The 19,063-nt window shown below is 40.4% G+C and carries 8 protein-coding genes; 7 read left to right on the forward strand and 1 reads right to left on the reverse strand.

Annotated elements, in window-relative coordinates; translation table 11 throughout:
- Positions 1-3: 3 nt before the first annotated feature.
- On the reverse strand, positions 4-2,043 hold the full coding sequence (gene metG / locus KTR06_RS02350; protein WP_217289923.1) for a methionine--tRNA ligase: 2,040 nt from the start codon (positions 2,041-2,043) through the stop codon (positions 4-6).
- 935 nt (positions 2,044-2,978) lie between these two features.
- Between metG and KTR06_RS02355 the strand changes: the two genes are divergently transcribed.
- The 7 genes from KTR06_RS02355 (at position 2,979) to KTR06_RS02385 (ending at position 18,993) form a co-directional block, all read left to right on the forward strand.
- Entirely contained in the window at positions 2,979-5,039 is a 2,061-nt protein-coding gene (locus KTR06_RS02355) for an acetate--CoA ligase family protein (RefSeq protein WP_118218560.1), read from the forward strand.
- A gap of 99 nt (positions 5,040-5,138) precedes the next feature.
- Complete coding sequence (locus KTR06_RS02360; protein WP_217289924.1) at positions 5,139-9,155, forward strand: hybrid sensor histidine kinase/response regulator transcription factor; 4,017 nt, start codon at positions 5,139-5,141, stop codon at positions 9,153-9,155.
- Between the two features lie 12 nt (positions 9,156-9,167).
- Positions 9,168-10,046: an AraC family transcriptional regulator gene (locus tag KTR06_RS02365; RefSeq protein WP_049701364.1), complete on the forward strand. Its 879-nt coding sequence runs from the start codon at positions 9,168-9,170 to the stop codon at positions 10,044-10,046.
- A gap of 82 nt (positions 10,047-10,128) precedes the next feature.
- Positions 10,129-11,550 (forward strand): L-fucose/L-arabinose isomerase family protein, encoded by a 1,422-nt coding sequence (locus KTR06_RS02370; protein ID WP_049701363.1) that lies wholly within the window; start codon positions 10,129-10,131, stop codon positions 11,548-11,550.
- A gap of 40 nt (positions 11,551-11,590) precedes the next feature.
- Positions 11,591-12,943 (forward strand): glycoside hydrolase family 99-like domain-containing protein, encoded by a 1,353-nt coding sequence (locus tag KTR06_RS02375; RefSeq protein ID WP_049701362.1) that lies wholly within the window; start codon positions 11,591-11,593, stop codon positions 12,941-12,943.
- Positions 12,944-13,118: 175 nt separating this feature from the next.
- Entirely contained in the window at positions 13,119-16,031 is a 2,913-nt protein-coding gene (locus tag KTR06_RS02380) for a glycosyl hydrolase 115 family protein (RefSeq protein WP_074635471.1), read from the forward strand.
- 7 nt (positions 16,032-16,038) lie between these two features.
- On the forward strand, positions 16,039-18,993 hold the full coding sequence (locus KTR06_RS02385; protein WP_049701360.1) for a glycosyl hydrolase 115 family protein: 2,955 nt from the start codon (positions 16,039-16,041) through the stop codon (positions 18,991-18,993).
- Positions 18,994-19,063: the final 70 nt, after the last annotated feature.

A 19,063-nucleotide genomic window follows, 5' to 3' on the forward strand; every position in this document is an offset into this window, starting at 1 on the left:
TTATTATTTTACTTCGCTACCCGGCTTCACCTCACGTCCCGGCATGATAACTGCCAGACTGCCGTCGTTGTTTTCGGCACTTAGAATCATGCCTTCGCTGACGATGCCTTTCAGTTTGCGTGGAGCAAGGTTGGCGATGAAGCAAACCTGTTTGCCTACCAGTTCTTCCGGTTGATAATGCTTGGCAATACCCGATACGATAGTACGTGTTTCCAGTCCGTCGTCGATTTTGAATTGAAGCAATTTATCCGCTTTCGGCACTTTCTGACATTCAAGAATGGTACCTACACGGATATCCAGTTTCGTGAAGTCGTCGAATTCGATGTTCGGGCGGATAGGATTAGCCTTGTAGTTGGCTTCTTCGTTTGCTTTCTTTGTATCGAGCAATTTTTGTACTTGTGCTTCGATAGTAGCGTCCTCAATCTTTTCGAACAATAATTCCGGTTTGTTCAATTGGTGACCTACAGGGAGAAGGTTGTCACGTCCCAGTTCAGACCATTCGAAAGTATCCATGTTCAGCATTTTGCGGAGTTTTTCCGAGCTGAACGGCAGGAACGGGTCGAAAGCGATGGCAAGGTTGGCAACCAGTTGCAGGGAGATGTTGAGGATGGTACCGACACGCTCCATATCTGTTTTTGCCAGTTTCCACGGTTCGGTGTCGGCCAGATATTTGTTGCCGATACGTGCCAGGTTCATGGCTTCTTTCTGTGCGTCGCGAAATTTGAATACGTCGAGCAGTTTTTCCACTTCTGCTTTTACGTCTGCAAATTCTTTCAGCGTTTCTTTGTCGTAGTCGGTCAATTCACCTTGTGCAGGCACGCGTCCGTCGAAGTATTTTTGAGTCAATACCATTGCACGGTTCACGAAGTTACCGTATACGGCTACCAGTTCATTGTTATTGCGTGCCTGGAAGTCTTTCCAGGTGAAGTCGTTGTCTTTCGTTTCCGGTGCGTTGGCGGTCAGTACGTAGCGGAGTACGTCCTGTTTGCCGGGGAAGTCCGCCAGGTATTCGTGCAACCATACAGCCCAGTTGCGGGAAGTGGAGATTTTGTCTCCTTCGAGATTGAGGAATTCGTTGCTCGGCACGTTGTCCGGCAGGATATAGCTGCCTTCTGCTTTCAGCATGGCGGGGAATACGATGCAGTGGAACACGATGTTGTCTTTCCCGATGAAATGGATCAGGCGGGTTTCAGGATCTTTCCACCATGTTTCCCAGCTGTCGGGGAGAAGTTCTTTGGTGTTGGATATGTAGCCGATAGGTGCGTCAAACCATACATAAAGCACTTTGCCTTCTGCTCCTTCTACGGGAACAGGGATACCCCAGTCGAGGTCACGGCTCACGGCACGTGGTTGCAGGCCCATGTCGAGCCAGCTTTTGCATTGGCCGTATACGTTGGGACGCCATTCTTTGTGATCTTCCAGAATCCATTTGCGCAGCCATCCTTCGTGCTTGTCGAGAGGAAGATACCAGTGTTTGGTTTCTTTCATTACCGGTTTGCTACCGCTGATGGCGCTTTTCGGGTTGATAAGATCTGTAGGAGAAAGTGAGGTTCCGCACTTTTCGCATTGGTCGCCGTAAGCGCCTTCCGAATGGCAGTGAGGACATTCTCCGGTGATATAACGGTCGGCAAGGAATGTTTTTGCTTCCTCGTCGTAATATTGTTCGGATGTTTTTTCGATGAATTCTCCTTTATTGTATAATGTTTTGAAGAAATCCGAAGCCAGTTGGTGATGCGTCGGTGAAGTGGTGCGACTATACACGTCGAATGAGATACCGAACTCTTTGAATGATTCCTTAATCAGCGAATGATAACGGTCTACTACATCCTGTGGAGTAATTCCTTCTTTCTTGGCACGGATGGTGATAGGCACTCCGTGTTCGTCCGAACCTCCGATGAATAATACATCTTCTTTTTTCAGACGCAGATAACGCACATAAATATCTGCCGGTACGTATACACCAGCCAAGTGACCGATATGGACAGGACCGTTCGCATACGGCAGTGCCGATGTGACGGTGGTTCTTTTGAATTTCTTTTCCATTATATAGTGTGATTTTTGTTGTTTTCAACTTTGTAATGTGCAAAGATAATGACTTTTCACCACAGATTACACGGATTAACACAGATTATTTCATTGAAAAGTGGTCACAGAATGAAACAGGAACGTTTCGTAATAAAAAACAGGTAAAAAGAAAGTGTTTTACCCTGATATAAGTTGGCTAGAAAATAGCCAATTTGTATCGGGGTATTTTTATATTTTCTATTATGTTCTATTTTTAAGATTGAAACAGATTAGGAGTATCTAAACTGTATTCTAATAAAAGAAGTGACGTATAAAATACTGTATGAATATGCGGAATAAGTCATCTTTCTTGAATACAAATGAGTGAATATTCATGATTGTTGATAGAATCATGAATCATTTCTTTTAAAGGAAGACTTCGTTCCTTTTAAAGAAACGGTTTATTGGTCAGTGAGAAGTGCTTCCTTGCTTTTAAACGAAAGGACAAAAGGGTATTTAGAATACTTGTTTTGTGCTGGTTGCTGTCGAATAGGTAACATGTGAGTTGTTTCTATTTGAACTTATATTTGCAATAATCTGCTCCTGAAATTAGGAATTTTGCCTTTTTGATGTTGAATCGAATGATTTAAAGTCTGTTTTGTGTGAATATGGATTATGCAACTTGCTTATCCTTCAAGTTTTCCAATATACTCCGGACTCATCTTGTATATTTTTGATTCTGTATGAGTTTTATGTTCATTTTTTCTGCATAAAGTAATATTCTGTTCTAATGATAAGAATTACATGGTAAGATTATAGCTTTGCATTTCAATAAGTCAGTATAATCTATATAATTTCTTGCTCATTTCCTCTTTTATCATCTATTTCCATCTATATTTCTCCCCTTTTTCTTTCTTTTTTCTCGTAAGAAAGAATATATTTGTACCTAAGTTAAACGAAAACCAAAGCATGATATGATAACAACCCAGTTGCTTCGTCCTGAAAGTATTGTCGTAGTAGGGGCATCGAATAATGTGCATAAGCCGGGTGGCGCAATATTAAAGAATTTGATAAACGGAGGTTATCAGGGAGAACTTCGGGCGGTGAATCCGAAGGAAAAGGAAGTGCAGGGAGTTCCCGCCTTTGCGGATGTGAATGATCTACCGGACACAGATCTGGCGGTGTTGGCTGTGCCTGCCTCGATGTGTCCTGATATGGTGGAAACATTGGCTAGCAAGAAACAAACCAGGGCATTTATCATACTCTCGGCTGGTTTTGGTGAAGAAACCCACGAAGGGGCGCTGTTGGAAGAACGTATTTTGGAAACAGTTAATAAATACGGCGCTTCACTGATTGGTCCTAATTGCATTGGATTGATGAATACATGGCATCATAGCGTGTTCAGCCAGCCCATTCCTAATTTAAACCCCAAAGGGGTGGACTTGATTTCCAGCTCCGGTGCTACGGCGGTATTTATTCTCGAAAGTGCCGTAACAAAAGGTTTGCAGTTCAATTCAGTCTGGTCGGTGGGAAATGCCAAGCAGATCGGCGTGGAAGATGTATTGCAATTTATGGATGAGAACTTCGATCCCGAAAAAGATTCTCATCTGAAACTACTCTATATTGAAAGTATTCAGAATCCGGACAGGTTGTTATTCCATGCTTCGTCTTTGATTAGAAAAGGGTGCAAGATTGCGGCAATCAAAGCCGGAAGTTCGGAGAGCGGAAGCCGGGCAGCATCTTCCCATACAGGAGCAATCGCCAGTTCCGACTCGGCAGTAGAGGCTTTGTTCCGTAAAGCAGGGATTGTGCGTTGCTTCTCTCGTGAAGAATTGACTACTGTAGGTTGTGTGTTTACTTTACCCGAATTGAAAGGAAAGAATTTTGCCATTATCACCCATGCCGGAGGACCGGGAGTGATGTTGACAGATGCGTTGAGTAAAGGTGGACTGAATGTACCTAAGCTGGAGGGAGAAGTAGCCGAGGAACTAAAAGCCCAACTATTCCCCGGTGCTGCCGTCGGAAATCCTATTGATATTCTGGCTACCGGAACACCGGAACATCTGCGCCTTTGCATTGACTACTGCGAGGAAAAGCTTGATAATATAGACGCCATGATGGCCATCTTCGGAACTCCGGGATTGGTTACTATGTTTGAAATGTATGATGTGCTTCACGAAAAGATGCAGACTTGCAAGAAACCGATTTTCCCCATTCTTCCTTCCATTAATACAGCCGGAGCGGAGGTTTCCGCCTTCCTGGCAAAAGGGCATGTGAACTTTGCAGACGAAGTGACCTTGGGTACTGCCCTTTCACGTATCGTCAATGCTCCTAAACCGGCAGTTCCTGAAATAGAACTGTTCGGAGTGGACGTTCCGAGGATTCGTCGTATTATTGATTCTATTCCGGAGGATGGTTATATCGCTCCCAATTATGTACAGGCATTGTTGCACGCTGCCGGTATTCCGTTGGTAGATGAATTTGTTTCCGACAATAAAGAGGAGATAGTAGCTTTTGCCCGTCGGTGCGGATTTCCGGTAGTTGCCAAGGTTGTTGGTCCTGTGCACAAATCAGATGTCGGTGGTGTCGTTCTGAACATTAAAAGTGAGCAACATCTGGCACTGGAATTTGATCGTATGATGCAGATACCTGATGCAAGAGCAATTATGGTACAGCCGATGCTGAAAGGTACGGAACTGTTTGTTGGCGCAAAATATGAAGAGAAGTTCGGTCACGTGGTACTTTGTGGTTTGGGAGGTATTTTTGTGGAGGTGCTGAAAGATGTATCTTCCGGTTTGGCTCCGCTTTCTTACGAAGAAGCTTATTCAATGATTCATTCTTTGCGTGCTTATAAAATCATTCAGGGAACACGTGGGCAAAAGGGAGTCAACGAAGATAAATTTGCTGAAATTATTGTCCGTTTGTCCACTTTACTACGTTTCGCTACAGAGATCAAAGAAATGGATATAAATCCGCTCTTAGCAACAGAAAAGGCCGTTGTAGCAGTTGACGCGCGTATCAGAATAGAAAAATAGGACTATTCTTTCATTCATTGAGACATATTTACTATCTTTCCGCTGTGATTTTGCCTACATTTGGTAACTCAAACGGAAAGATAGAAAACACGTATGTTTATGAAGAAAGTTCTAATACTTTTAATCTGTTTAATTGGCTATCAGATCGGCTGCCATGCACAAATGGCGGACGAACATTACTATTTCAAAAATCTTAGTGTACAGAACGGATTATCTCAAAACACGGTCAATGCGATTTTGCAGGATAAGCAGGGCTTTATGTGGTTCGGCACGAAAGATGGTTTGAATAGATATGACGGTTTGTCATTTCGCAAATTCAAACACGATGACCGCACACGGCGGAGCATTGGTAATAATTTTATCACAGCTCTTTATGAGGACTCAAAAGGAGATATCTGGGTAGGTACGGATGTAGGACTTTATATCTATAATCCGGAAAAAGATTCTTTCCGTCATTTTGCTGAATTGAGCGCAGAAAACACGAAAATAGAGCATACCGTAACTGCAATCTCCGGAGACAACAAAGGATGTGTCTGGGTAGCGGTAGAGTCGCAGGGACTATTTTGTTATGATCTGGAGGAAGGAACACTCCAGAACCACACATTGAAGAACTTTTCTTTTATCTCCACCAATGTCCAGTCTTTTGTTTTCGATAATAGCGGAACCCTTTGGATTGGTTGCTATGGTGATGGACTTTTCTATTCGAAAGACCGTTTGCAAACCCTTCATCCTTATGTATCACCTGTAGACGATCAAAAAACTTATGAGAATGATGTCGTGATAGGTCTGGTGAAAGGAGCATATAATTGTCTATATATAGGCTCTTTAAAAGGAGGAGTGAAAGAACTGAACCTGACCTCTAACAAACTGCATGATTTACTCTCTAAAGATGAAAGTGGAGAGGCTGTTTTTTGTCGTGAACTGCTGGTAGCTTCTGACAACGAATTGTGGATTGGCGCAGAATCAGGACTTTATATTTATAATCTCCGAATGGGTAAGTATGTTCATTTGCGCAGTTCGATCAACGACCCTTATTCTTTATCCGACAATGCTATTTATTCATTGTGTAAGGATCGCGAGGGTGGTATCTGGATTGGCTCTTATTTTGGCGGTGTGAATTACTATCCTCGTTTTTATACGTATTTCGAGAAATATTATCCCAAAGGGACTGATAATGGTTTGCGTGGGAAACGAGTACGTGAGTTCTGTCAGGATAATCAAGGTATTCTGTGGATTGGTACGGAGGACGGTGGTCTGAATCGTTTCAACCCCAAGACCAAAACATTCTCCTTCTTTACACCCAGTAGTGCTTTTACCAATGTGCATGGTTTATGTTTAATTGGAGATCATCTTTGGGTAGGAACCTTTTCAAAAGGAGTGAAAGTAGTAGATACGCGTACGGGAGCTATCGTGAAAACCTATCAGAAAACGGATTCTCCCCGTTCATTGATAGATAATAGTGTTTTCTCTATTTGCTGCACAACGACCGGTGATATTTACCTGGGAACTTTATTCGGCTTGCTCCGATATAATAAACAGTCTGATGATTTCGACCGGATACCGGAACTGAACGGTCGGTTTGTGTATGACATAAAGGAGGACTCCGGAGGAAATCTATGGTTGGCAACTTATGCTAATGGAGCCTATTGCTACAATGTGAGTGAAAAGAAATGGAAGAATTATTTGCACGATGAAAATAACCCGAAGAGTCTCCCGTATGATAAGGTATTAAGTATCTTTGAAGACTCTCACCGACAAATCTGGTTGACTACTCAAGGAGGAGGTTTTTGTCGTTTTCAGCCGGATACGGAGACATTTGCCAATTATAATTTGTCGGCCGGACTGCCGAACGATGTTGTATACCAGATTGTGGAGGACAAAGAAGGATTTTTGTGGTTGACAACTAATAACGGTTTGGTCTGCTTTCAACCTACTACCGGAATGATGAAGGTATATACCACCTCCAATGGTTTGTTGGGTGACCAGTTTAATTATCGTTCGAGTTTTGAGGCCGAGGATGGTACGATTTATTTGGGTAGTATCGATGGCTTTATAGCTTTTAATCCCAAGAACTTCTCGGAGAACAAGTTTCTCCCCTCTATTGTAATTACTGATTTCTTTCTGTTTGGAAAGGAAGTATATGTGGGTGAACCGGGCTCCCCGCTGGAAAAGAGTATAACTTTCTCTGACCAGCTTGTTCTACAGTCCAATCAGAATTCTTTCTCTTTCCGTGTGGCAGCGCTGGATTTTCAGGCTCCTAAGACAAGTCGGATTATGTATAAGTTGGAAGGTTTTGATACAGACTGGTTGACTGTGAGTGAAAGCCCTGTTGTTACTTATTCCAATCTTCGATATGGTGATTATACCTTTCAAGTGAAGGTTTCCAATAGTGATGGCGTATGGAGTGATGATGAACTGTCATTGGAAGTGCATATTCTCCCTCCTTTCTATCTGTCTATATGGGCGTATGTTGTGTATGCATTGTTGATTGTTGGTTGCTCTGTCTATACATTCCTTTATTTTAAACGGCGGAGTAATAGAAAGCATCGTCGGCAAATGGAGAAATTTGAACAGGAGAAAGAAAGGGAAGTATACCATGCAAAAATTGACTTTTTTACGAATGTAGCTCATGAAATACGCACTCCTTTGACTTTGATAAAAGGACCATTGGAAAATATTATTTTAAAGAAAGAAGTTGATCAGGAGACACGTGAAGATTTGGATATTATGAAACAGAATACGGAACGTTTGTTAAACCTGACGAATCAGCTATTGGATTTCCGGAAGACAGAAAGTCAGGAGTTTCGATTGAATTTTGTTGAATGCAATATCACAGAGGTACTAAAGGAAACCCACAGGCGTTTTACTTTCTTGGCTAAGCAGAAAGGTTTGAAATTCCTACTGAATGTGCCTGCACAGGATTTTTATGCACATATTAATAGAGAAGCGTTTACTAAGATTGTAAGTAATCTGCTTAATAATGCAGTAAAGTATGCGGAAACTTACGTGCATATCTTTTTGGAGATCGATGATAGTGAAGAGAAGAAGGAATTCCATCTTCGTACAATAAACGATGGGGTGATTATTCCAGATGAAATGAAGGAAGAGATATTTAAGCCATTTGTGCGCTTTAATGAAAAAGATGACGGCAGAGTTACTACTGGCACTGGTATTGGATTAGCTTTATCTCGCTCATTGGCAGAGTTGCACCAGGGAAGCTTGACCATGTTGGAAGGGGAAGAGGTGAATTGTTTTTATCTGACACTTCCGGTAGCCCAAAACACGACGATTAAATTAGCTTCTGAAGTAACTACCGGAATCGAATCTGGAATAGAGGTACATACAGAACAAGCTGAAGATAGGGAAGATAGGTCGACAGTGTTGATTGTAGAAGATAATCCTGATATGCTTGCTTTTGTGGCTCGGCAATTGGCGGATAGCTATGCTGTCTTGACTGCTACTAATGGTTCTGAGGCATTAGAGATATTAGATGGGCATTATGTAAGTCTGGTGATTAGTGATGTTGTTATGCCAGTTATGGATGGTTTTGAACTGTGTAAGAAGATAAAATCTGATTTGACTTATAGTCATATTCCAGTGATTTTATTGACAGCCAAAACGAATATTCAGTCAAAAATCGAAGGTATGGAGTTAGGTGCGGATGCCTATATTGAAAAACCTTTTTCTGTAGAATATTTACACGCTTGTGCTTCTAATTTAATTCAGAACCGGGAAAAACTGCGGCAGGCATTTACGCAATCTCCTTTTGTGGCAGCTGATACAATGGCATTAACTAAGGCTGATGAGGAGTTTATACAAAGATTGAATGAAGTGATTCAGATGAATCTCAGTAATCCGGATTTCTGTATGGAAAATATGGCGGATGGTATGAATATGAGCCGTTCTAACTTCTATCGTAAGATAAAAGGTGTTTTGGACTTAAGCCCGAATGAGTATCTTCGTTTGGAACGCTTGAAAAAAGCTGCCCAATTGCTAAAAGAAGGAGAAAATCGGATTAATGAAATTTGCTATACGGTAGGATTTAATTCTCCGTCCTATTTTTCTAAGTGCTTTCAAAAGCAGTTTGGAGTATCACCAAAAGATTTCGTTGGATAAATATCGGATATTATGGAACGAACTTCTATTAAATATTTTGTGAATAATAGTTTGGGATTAGATAGGAATATTTCCTCTGTGGGGTTTGAAGAGATTCCACCTAATACTTCTTATCCTACATATAATCATTCTGCCGGCTATTATTTTAATCCTGATAAAGGGCGTGTTTTGAAAGAATATCAGTTAATATATGTCACAGACGGGGAAGGAGTACTGGAAACGGGGAGTGGGGGGATATTTACGATTAAACGGGGGATGATATTTGTGCTGTTTCCAGGAGAATGGCACACGTATTATCCAAATTATCAAACGGGTTGGAGCCATTACTGGATTGGGTTTTGCGGTTCCGAAGTTGATAATTGGATGAGGAATGAGTACTGTTCGCGAAAAAGTCCTGTTTTTAGAGTAGGCATCAATGACGAGATTGTTTTTTTGTTTAGAAAAGCTATTAATATAGCCAATGAGGAGCTGAGTTTATATCAACAGGTGCTTGGTGGACTGGTAACTTATTTGGTAGCATTGATGTGTAGCATTGATAAGAATCGTCGGGTAGAAACCGATGATTTTTCTTCTAAAATAGATTATGCTTGTGTACTTATGCGGGAATTAATAGACCAATCTATTTCTATGCAAGAGATAGCAGAAAAAGCGGGAATGGGATATTCTCTTTTCCGTAAATTGTTTAAAGAGCGAATGCATTGTGCTCCGGTGCAGTATCTCCAGAATCTTAGAATACAAAAAGCTATTGAATTATTAACCACTACAACTATTCCTATAAAGGAAATAGCTTATCTGCTGAACTTTGAATCGCCTGCTTATTTCTCTGCCCGCTTTAGAAAACAGACGGGGAGATCTCCTGTTGAATATCGGGACGAATTTTGTAGCAAATAGTTATATTGTTCTGGCAATAATTGAAAGTTCTTTTGTAGAATAGTTCCTAAATTTGTATCATAACTAAAAAACAGAATTTACGATGCAGAATAAAGTGAGAATAGGGCTTTTGGGAGTTGGGTTGGATACATATTGGGGACAGTTTGAGGGACTTCTTCCCCGCTTATTGGCTTATCAGGAGGAAATATGTGCGGGTATTGAGCAGATGGATGTAGAAGTCGTTAACGTAGGAATGGTGGACTCCCCACAAAAAGCAGGGGAAAGTGCATTATTGCTCAAACAGGCAGATGTCGAATTTGTATTCTTGTTTATTTCTACTTATGCTCTTTCGTCTACAGTTTTGCCTGTTGCACAGCAAGTTGGGAAGCCTGTAATCATGTTGAATATGCAGCCTGTTCCTGCTATTGATTATCAGAAAGTCAATTCAATGGGCGATCGGGGAAAGATGACCGGAGAATGGTTAGCTCATTGCCAGGCTTGTTCTGTTCCGGAGTTTGCAAGTGTATTTAACCGATCAGGCATTAGATATGATATCATAACAGGGTATTTGTCTGATCAATTGGCATGGAAAGAGATTGCTTCCTGGGTAGATGCTGCACGTGCGGTAGATGGAATACGTAAGAATCGCCTGGGGATTTTAGGACATTATTATTGTGGAATGCTGGACGTTTATACCGATGTAATGCAACAAAGCGCAATATTCGGAACGCATGTGGAATTGTTGGAAATGTGCGAATTAAAAGCTTATAGGGATGAAGTGACGGATGTTGATTTGAAACGTAAGTTGAATGAGTTTTATGATAAATTTGATGTAGAAACGTCGTGTGAGTCGGACGAACTAGTAAGGGCGGCACGTACTTCTGTAGCTTTGGATAAGCTGGTGGAAGCTCATCGATTGGGAGCGATGGCTTATTATTATGAGGGTTTCAATGGAAATGATTATGAGAATATTGTCACTTCGGTTATTGCGGGTAATACTCTACTGACAGGGTATGGAATACCTGTTGCAGGAGAATGTGAAGTAAAGAACGCACAAGCGATGAAAATAATGTCATTATTGAAAGCAGGAGGCTCTTTCTCCGAATTTTATGCAATGGATTTTAATGATGATGTAGTAATGCTGGGACATGACGGACCGGCACACTTTGCCATTGCCGAAGAAAAAGTAAAACTAGTGCCACTTCCGTTGTATCATGGTAAGCCGGGAAAAGGATTGTCTATTCAGATGACTGTAAAGCCGGGAAATGTTACGTTGTTGTCCGTTTGTGAAGGAAAAGACGGAGTTTTCTTATTAGCGGCAGAAGGAGAAGCTGTACAAGGAGAAACATTACATATCGGTAATACTAACAGCCGTTATCGTTTTCCATGCGGAGCTCGTCGTTTTATGGATATGTGGAGCAAGGCGGGACCATCACATCATTGTGCGATTGGGGTAGGACATAAAGTCTCAGAACTAAAAAAACTTGCGTTTCTCCTGAATATTCCTATTGTTATAATTGAGTAAAATAATTCCCTTTTAATAACTGTAAAATCATCTTATAATTATGGATAGAAGGACGTTTTTAAAATCTGCAGGAGCTAAGGGGGCGGCTGTAATGGCTACTTCTGTTGTGGGTACGGAAATGTTGCATGCAACAGAAGTCTTAGAGGAAAGAACTATTTCAACACCTAAACAAAAAACGACAGTGACTCGGCTGCCAGAAGACCTGAGTACGTTGGTAGGCGATGTGACTTTATTGGATAAACCTCAAAATCTGACAGTAGCTTGCTATACATTCCCTAATTATCATGCTTCTGCCATACATGATAAAATTTATGGACCGGGATGGACAGAATATAATCTTGTAAGGAGTGCTCGCCCATGGTATCCAGGGCATGCTCAGCCTAGGGGACCATTGTTGGGTGAACTCGATGAAAGTAAACCGGGGACATGGGAAAAATATAATGATTTATGTAAGCAGAGTGGGATTGATGTTCTTATCTGGGACTGGTATTGGTACGATAATGAACCTTGTCTGCATGAAGCATTAGAGAATGGATTTTTACGTGCTTCTAACAGGAATGACGTGAAATTTGCATGTATGTGGACCAATCATCCTTGGTATGTGCTATACCCTACCTCAATGACGAATGGGCATAATGCTTATCCTCCCAGTTTTGCACCTGCGGATAGTTCTCTGAAAGAGTGTTGGCAGAGCTTATCATATATTATATCCAGGTATTGTCATTTGGAAAATTATTGGAGAATAGATGGAAAACCCGTGATTTGTATTTGGGATCCTAATCGTTTGGAAAAGAATATAGGAGTGTCTCAGACTAAACAATTATTTGCGGAATTAACAGAGTTTGCCAGGAAACTGGGACATAAAGGCTTGCATTTTCATTCTTCAGGATTTTATTCTCCTAATTCTAAAGACGTGGGTTATAGTACGGCAGGCTCTTATAATCCTTTTACATGGGTTGCTGATAATTATCAGCCTAAAGACGTAGAATTGCCGGACTATGGAATAGCGGCTGCGGATGTAGCTTTTAAGTTGTGGCCGAAACATCATCATGATTTTGAGATTCCTTACTTGCCTTCTCTTTCTCCGGGGTGGGATTCCACTCCTCGATATATCCCGCCATTAGCACGGCCTGATAAACCTAATCGGGATAAATGGCCTGCTTGTGTAATTCTGGAAGGTGAGAATCCGGCATCTTTTAAAGCATTGGTACAATCGGCCTTTGCCTATTTAAACAAACATAAAGATGTACCACCAATTTTGACTATTGCCTGTTTTAACGAATGGACTGAAGGACATTACTTGTTACCGGACAATCGTTTCGGATACGGAATGCTTGATGCTCTGGCAGAAGCTTTGGGTAAGAAGAATAGTCACTCAACACATGGTATATGACCTATGTGAATAGCTATATATATTCTAGAGGAATGTGTATGGGACGTTTGTTTTATTAATTGGGATATTTATTTTATCTTGGAATGCTCGAATTCCCTACATTTGTAACATGGAACAAACTCCCAATAATACTAATAACATGAAAACATTTATAAACTCAGATAGATTTGAAAAAATGAAGAAAGCAACCTTATTTTTATCGTTGTTCTGTTTTGTAACTACTGGTTATTCACAGGTAACTCTGTCAGATAAACAGCAGGACAAAAAAAGTTTTCCAATCGTTACTTCTGCTGCTAAAGCAGTGGTTTGTTATGATAAAGCAGATGCGGAAGTGGTCAGAAGAACGGCAGGGCTGTTGGTGGAAGATGTAAATCGAGTCACTAATAAAAAATTGAAATTGGTATCTGATTTGCCGTCTAAACAAGAGTATATTATTCTGGCCGGAACTTTGGGAAAGAATAAAGCAATAGATAGGTTAGTGGCGAATAAGAAGATTGACGTTAGTAGAATTCGTGATGGCTGGGAACAATATGCGATTGATTTAATTGATAATCCTTTCCCGGGAATAAAAAAAGCATTGGTAGTAGCCGGTTCCGACCGCCGTGGAACAGCTTATGGATTGTTCTCTATCTCTGAAACCATAGGGGTATCTCCCTGGTATTGGTGGGCGGATGCTCCGGTAGTCAAAAAGAAATCTTTATGCTTGAATGTAAATACCTTCTCGTCTAAGGCTCCTTCTGTCAGATATAGGGGAATTTTTATTAATGATGAGGATTGGGGCTTAAAACCATGGGCTTCTAAAAATTTTGAACCGGAGGTCGGAGATATAGGACCAAAAACCTATGCGAAGATTTGTGAGTTGTTGCTTCGCTTGAAAGCTAATTATTTGTGTCCGGCCATGCATTCTTGCACGAAGGCATTCAATCATTATCCGGATAATAAATTAGTGGCGGATAGTTTTGCGATTGTCATGGGGTCAGTACATTGTGAACCATTATTGTTTAATAATGCTTCGGAATGGGATCGGAAAGCAATGGGAGAATGGAACTATGTGACTAACCGGGACGGTATTAATAAGGTTTTGCGTAAGCGGGTGAATGAGAATGGTAAATTTGAGAATGTGTACACACTAGCTATGCGTGGAATTCACGATGCTGTGATGGCTGGTAATTTGACATTGGAAGAACAGGCACGTGTACTGGAAAAAGCTTTTGATGATCAACGCGAGATTTTGTCTAGCGAAATGAATAAACCGGCTGACCAAATTCCGCAGGCATTTACTCCCTATAAAGAAGTATTGGAAACGTATGATCATGGAATGAATGTGCCTGATGATGTTACTCTGGTATGGTCAGAAGATGACTTTGGATATATGAAGCGTCTTAGTAATTCAAAAGAACGGAAACGCTCAGGGCGTTCGGGGGTTTATTATCACGTTTCTTATTGGGGGCCTCCAAAACATTATCTTTGGATAGCTTCTACGCCTCCCACACTGATGTATGAGGAGTTGGAAAAGGCTTATCGTTCTACTGCCGACAGACTTTGGGTTGTGAACGTGGGCGATATTAAGCCGGCAGAATATCATATAAATTTGTTCATGGATATGGCTTATGATATTGAAAGCTTTAATTATGATAATATTAATGCACATAGTGTCGATTTTCTTTGCCGTATATTCGGTGAAAAATATAGGGAAGATCTGACTGATATCCAGCAAACTTATTTTCAATTGGCTTTTGCTCGGAAACCTGAATATATGGAGCGGAGTACGGATACGGAGTTCTCTATTCAGAATTACAAGGAGGTTGACAGAAGATTAGCCGCTTATGAACGTATTGCTGCAAAAGCGGAGAGAATATTAAAAGAACTGGATAAAGAGGCAGTACCGGCATTTTTTCAATTGGTATATTATAATGTTAAAGGAGCGGCCTTAGTGAATCAGATGACATTAGGCGGGCAGAAGAATCGTCTCTATGCTGCTCAACAAAGAGCGACTGCTAATTTGATGAGAGATAAAGTTAAAGTGTATGGGGATAGCTTGGTTTTAGTAACAGAACAATACAATTCATTATTAAATGGTAAATGGAAAGGTATGATGTCTTTGATTCACGGTGGAGCTCGTTCTTTCGGGCGTGCAAAAGTTGATTCAGTGACATTAGAGTCTGTCCCTACATTAGGCGTATCTTGTGAGGGGGAGGATAATAAGAAAGGTGTAATGAGCTTTCATACAATACCCTGTTTCAATAAATACCTTCCGGATACTCATTATATTGATGTCTTTAATAAAGGGGTGGGAAGTTTGAAATGGAAAGCGACTCCTTCTGAGCCTTGGATTCTGATTGATAAAAAAGCCGGGAAAACACTTTATGAGGATCGAATTACGGTTTCTGTAGACTGGAGTAAAGCTCCTATTGGTGGAGACGGTTCCGGGTTTATAGATATTTATACAGATAATAATGAAAAGAAAACTGTATATGTGTCTGTGTTCAATCCTGCTGGCCCTTCAGTTGAAGAATTGAAAGGATTATATGTCGAGAGTAACGGTTATGTATCCATTGATGCTGCAAAATTTCATAGAAAGCAGGAAATTGGTGAGATTAAGTTCGATATAGTAGATGGGCTTGGATTTGACAATAAGGTTGTTCGTTTAGGAGACCCTTTTGCGAAAACACCTTATTATGACGGGCTACTGCTCACGTCCAATTATGTTGCTCCAGTGCGTGGCAACAAGTTTCCGGTACTGGAATATGACTTCTATTCTTTCCAGACTGGTCCTGTAGATGTATATACTTATATGTTACCCATTTTCCCATTGGATAATGAACATGGTTCACGTTATGGTGTAATGGTGGATAATAGTCCTGTATACTTGCCGGAGGCAGGTGCACCTTATTATAGTACTCTATGGATTCAAAGTGTGCTGAGAAACTGTAGAATCAATAAGACTACTCATTTTATTGATAAACCGGGTAAACATACGGTGAAGATTTATTGTGGCCATCCCGGAATGATGTTACAAAAAATTGTAGTTGATTTCGGAGGGCTGAAGAAATCGTATATGGGACCTGAATCGACCAGAATAAACTAAAAGAAATATGACAAAATTAAGATTGATATTATGGGGGTTGGCTGTAATAGTTTGTATGCCTGTTACCTTTGGTCAAGTAGTCTTGACTAAAGGTAACAGCAAAGCCAACGAATTTGGTATGATAAATCGGAAGAGTAATGCTCATCTTTATTTTGATGAACAAGACTTTGAAGTGGTAAAAAAGGCAGCTAATTTGTTTTCAGATGATGTGCAATTAGTGACTGGGAAGAAAATGCAAGTAGAAGCTACAAAAAATAAGTTAGCTTCGAATAGCATAATTGTGGGAACACTTGGACATAATAAGCTAATAGACAAATTAGTTGCTAAAAATAAATTAGACGTCAGGGCATTGGAAAATCGATGGGAGAGTTATTTGATAGAAGTCGTTCGTAATCCTTTCCCTGGAGTTAATAAGGCTTTAGTTATTGTTGGTAGTGATCGTCGAGGTACTGCTTATGGATTGTTTTCTATATCTGAGACAATAGGTGTTTCTCCTTGGTATTGGTGGGCGGACGCTCCTGTAGCCAAACATACTGAACTAAATCTTAAAGTAGATAAAATAATCTCTAAAGAACCTACAGTGAAATATCGTGGTATTTTTATTAATGATGAAGACTGGGGATTACTGCGTTGGGCAAAGAATACATTTGAAAAAGAACGTGGAAATATTGGTCCTAAAACGTATGCCAAGGTTTGTGAACTTCTTTTGCGTTTGAAGGCGAATTATTTGTGCCCGGCAATGCACGAGGCTTCTACTGCATTTAATAAAATACCAGAAAATAAATTGGTTGCCGACAGTTTTGCTATTGTTATGGGGTCTGTACACTGTGAACCATTATTGTTTAATAATGCTAGTGAATGGGATAAGAAAACAATGGGAGAGTGGGATTATGTTAATAACAAAGGAACACTTAACAGGGTGTTAAAACAGCGTGTCACAGAAAACTCTCCTTATGAGAATGTCTATACCCTTGCTTTACGTGGACTTCATGACAAAGCGATGGGGGGAAGTAATGATATGAAGGAGCGTGTGAAGATGTTGGGTGAGGCTTTAAAAGATCAGCGTCAGCTTTTGGCAGATGTTATTAAAAAGCCTGCTAATGAAATTCCGCAAGCTTTCACTCCTTACAAAGAGGTGTTGGATGTATATAGTGCCGGTTTGGATTTGCCGGAGGATGTAACTATCATCTGGCCGGATGATAATTATGGATATATGAAGCGTTTAAGTTGTCCTCGCGAGCAAAAGCGTTCAGGGCGTGCAGGAGTTTATTATCACGTTTCTTATTTGGGTAAGCCTCACGATTATCTATGGATGAGTACTACTCCGCCTGCATTGATGTATGAAGAACTTCGCAAGGCTTATGATGCAACAGCCGACCGAATCTGGCTGTTGAATGTCGGGGATATAAAATCATGCGAATTTTCTATGAATCTGTTTTTGGCAATGGCCTATGATATTGATTCATTTAATTATGATAATATTTCTCTTTATCAGGCTCGCTGGTTATCCAATATGTTTGGTAATAAATATTATGATGATTTTGTAGATATAACAAATACGTTTTATCACCAAGCATTTTCTCGTAAGCCCGAGTTTATGGGATGGGGATATCAATGGTCAACTAATAGGCATGGAAAAGAACGTAATACTGATACGGATTTCTCATTTGCCAATTATCAGGAAGCAGATTCACGATTAGCTGCTTATGACCGTATTGGGGCAAAGGTTGAGCGTATTTTGAGTGAATTGCCGGAAGAACAGAAAGCTGGTTTTTATCAATTACTTTATTATCCGGTGAAAGGTTGTGAACTGATGAATAAAATGGTCTTGAATGGGCAGAAGAATAGATGGTATGCTTTACAACAAAGAGCAGCGGCAAATGAATTAAAAAATCAGGTAAAGGTTTATTATGATAGTCTACAAACGATTACTCAAGGGTATAATTCTTTGTTGAATGGAAAATGGAATCATATAATGACAACACGTCAAGGATTTGCTGCTTCCTATTTTGAATTGCCTAAGTTGGAGACGGTAACATTATCCGATACCCCTTCTTTAGGAGTGTGGATAGAAGGGGAAGATGTGTTGAAAGGACAAAGTAGTTTTCATATGCTGCCTGCGTTTAATACCTATTTACGTCAATCGTATTTCTTTGACGTCTTTAACAAAGGTAAGGGCTCATTAAACTGGAATATTAAAACTTCAGAAAATTGGATACAGGTAAATAAAGAAAAAGGAAGCACAGCTTCTGAAGACCGGATATGGGTCTCTGTAGATTGGGCAAAGGTGCCGTCAGGAGAACGTATCTCGGGTATGATTGAGGTCACTGCTGATGGTGTGGGAAAAGAAAATATATACGTTTCTGTTTTTAATCCTGCTTCTCCTTCATTGACAGAAATGGATACTTTGTTTGTCGAACATAATGGATATGTTTCAATAAATGCGGCAGATTATCATAGAAAGGTTGAGAATGACGCTATTAAGATTATGACAATTCCTAATCTAGGCTTTGAAAATGCTTCTGTTCAATTAGGTAATCCTATTGCGCCTATGCAAAGAACAGGAAGTAGTATTGTACCGAGAGTTGAATATGATTTCTATACTTTCGGGCAAGGATCAGTGGATGTCTATACTTATGTGTTGCCAACCTTTACATTGAGTGCTGATAAGGATTATGCAGGTCATGAAGCTACTAATATTGAAACACGATATGGCGTATGTATTGATGACGGTCCGGTAATGAACCCCTCGACTTCTTCTTTCGAGTATGCGCAAATTTGGTATGAGAGTGCCTTGAAAAATTGTCGTATTAATAAAACAACATTGCATATCAATAAACCGGGAAAACATACAGTAAAAGTTTTGTGTGGTGACGCCGGTACTGTGTTGCAGAAAGTTGTATTGGATTTTGGAGGAATGAAACGTTCATATTTAGGGCCAAAGCCGACAAAAGCGAAATAAGAGGCTCAGATTATATAAAATTAATAATGACTTACAAGAAAGCTACGTATAGTAGTTGTACGTAGCTTTC

This window comes from Bacteroides sp. MSK.20.12, from assembly GCF_019052435.1.
Lineage (GTDB): Bacteria > Bacteroidota > Bacteroidia > Bacteroidales > Bacteroidaceae > Bacteroides > Bacteroides xylanisolvens.

Excerpts from the sequence above, each read along its gene's own strand:
- KTR06_RS02360 (WP_217289924.1), top strand. The coding sequence starts at position 5,139 with ATGAAGAAAGTTCTAATACTTTTAATCTGTTTAATTGGCTATCAGATC.
- KTR06_RS02380 (WP_074635471.1), top strand. The coding sequence starts at position 13,119 with ATGAAGAAAGCAACCTTATTTTTATCGTTGTTCTGTTTTGTAACTACT.
- KTR06_RS02375 (WP_049701362.1), top strand. The coding sequence starts at position 11,591 with ATGGATAGAAGGACGTTTTTAAAATCTGCAGGAGCTAAGGGGGCGGCT.
- KTR06_RS02355 (WP_118218560.1), top strand. The coding sequence starts at position 2,979 with ATGATAACAACCCAGTTGCTTCGTCCTGAAAGTATTGTCGTAGTAGGG.
- KTR06_RS02365 (WP_049701364.1), top strand. The coding sequence starts at position 9,168 with ATGGAACGAACTTCTATTAAATATTTTGTGAATAATAGTTTGGGATTA.
- KTR06_RS02370 (WP_049701363.1), top strand. The coding sequence starts at position 10,129 with ATGCAGAATAAAGTGAGAATAGGGCTTTTGGGAGTTGGGTTGGATACA.
- KTR06_RS02385 (WP_049701360.1), top strand. The coding sequence starts at position 16,039 with ATGACAAAATTAAGATTGATATTATGGGGGTTGGCTGTAATAGTTTGT.
- metG (WP_217289923.1), bottom strand. The coding sequence starts at position 2,043 with ATGGAAAAGAAATTCAAAAGAACCACCGTCACATCGGCACTGCCGTAT.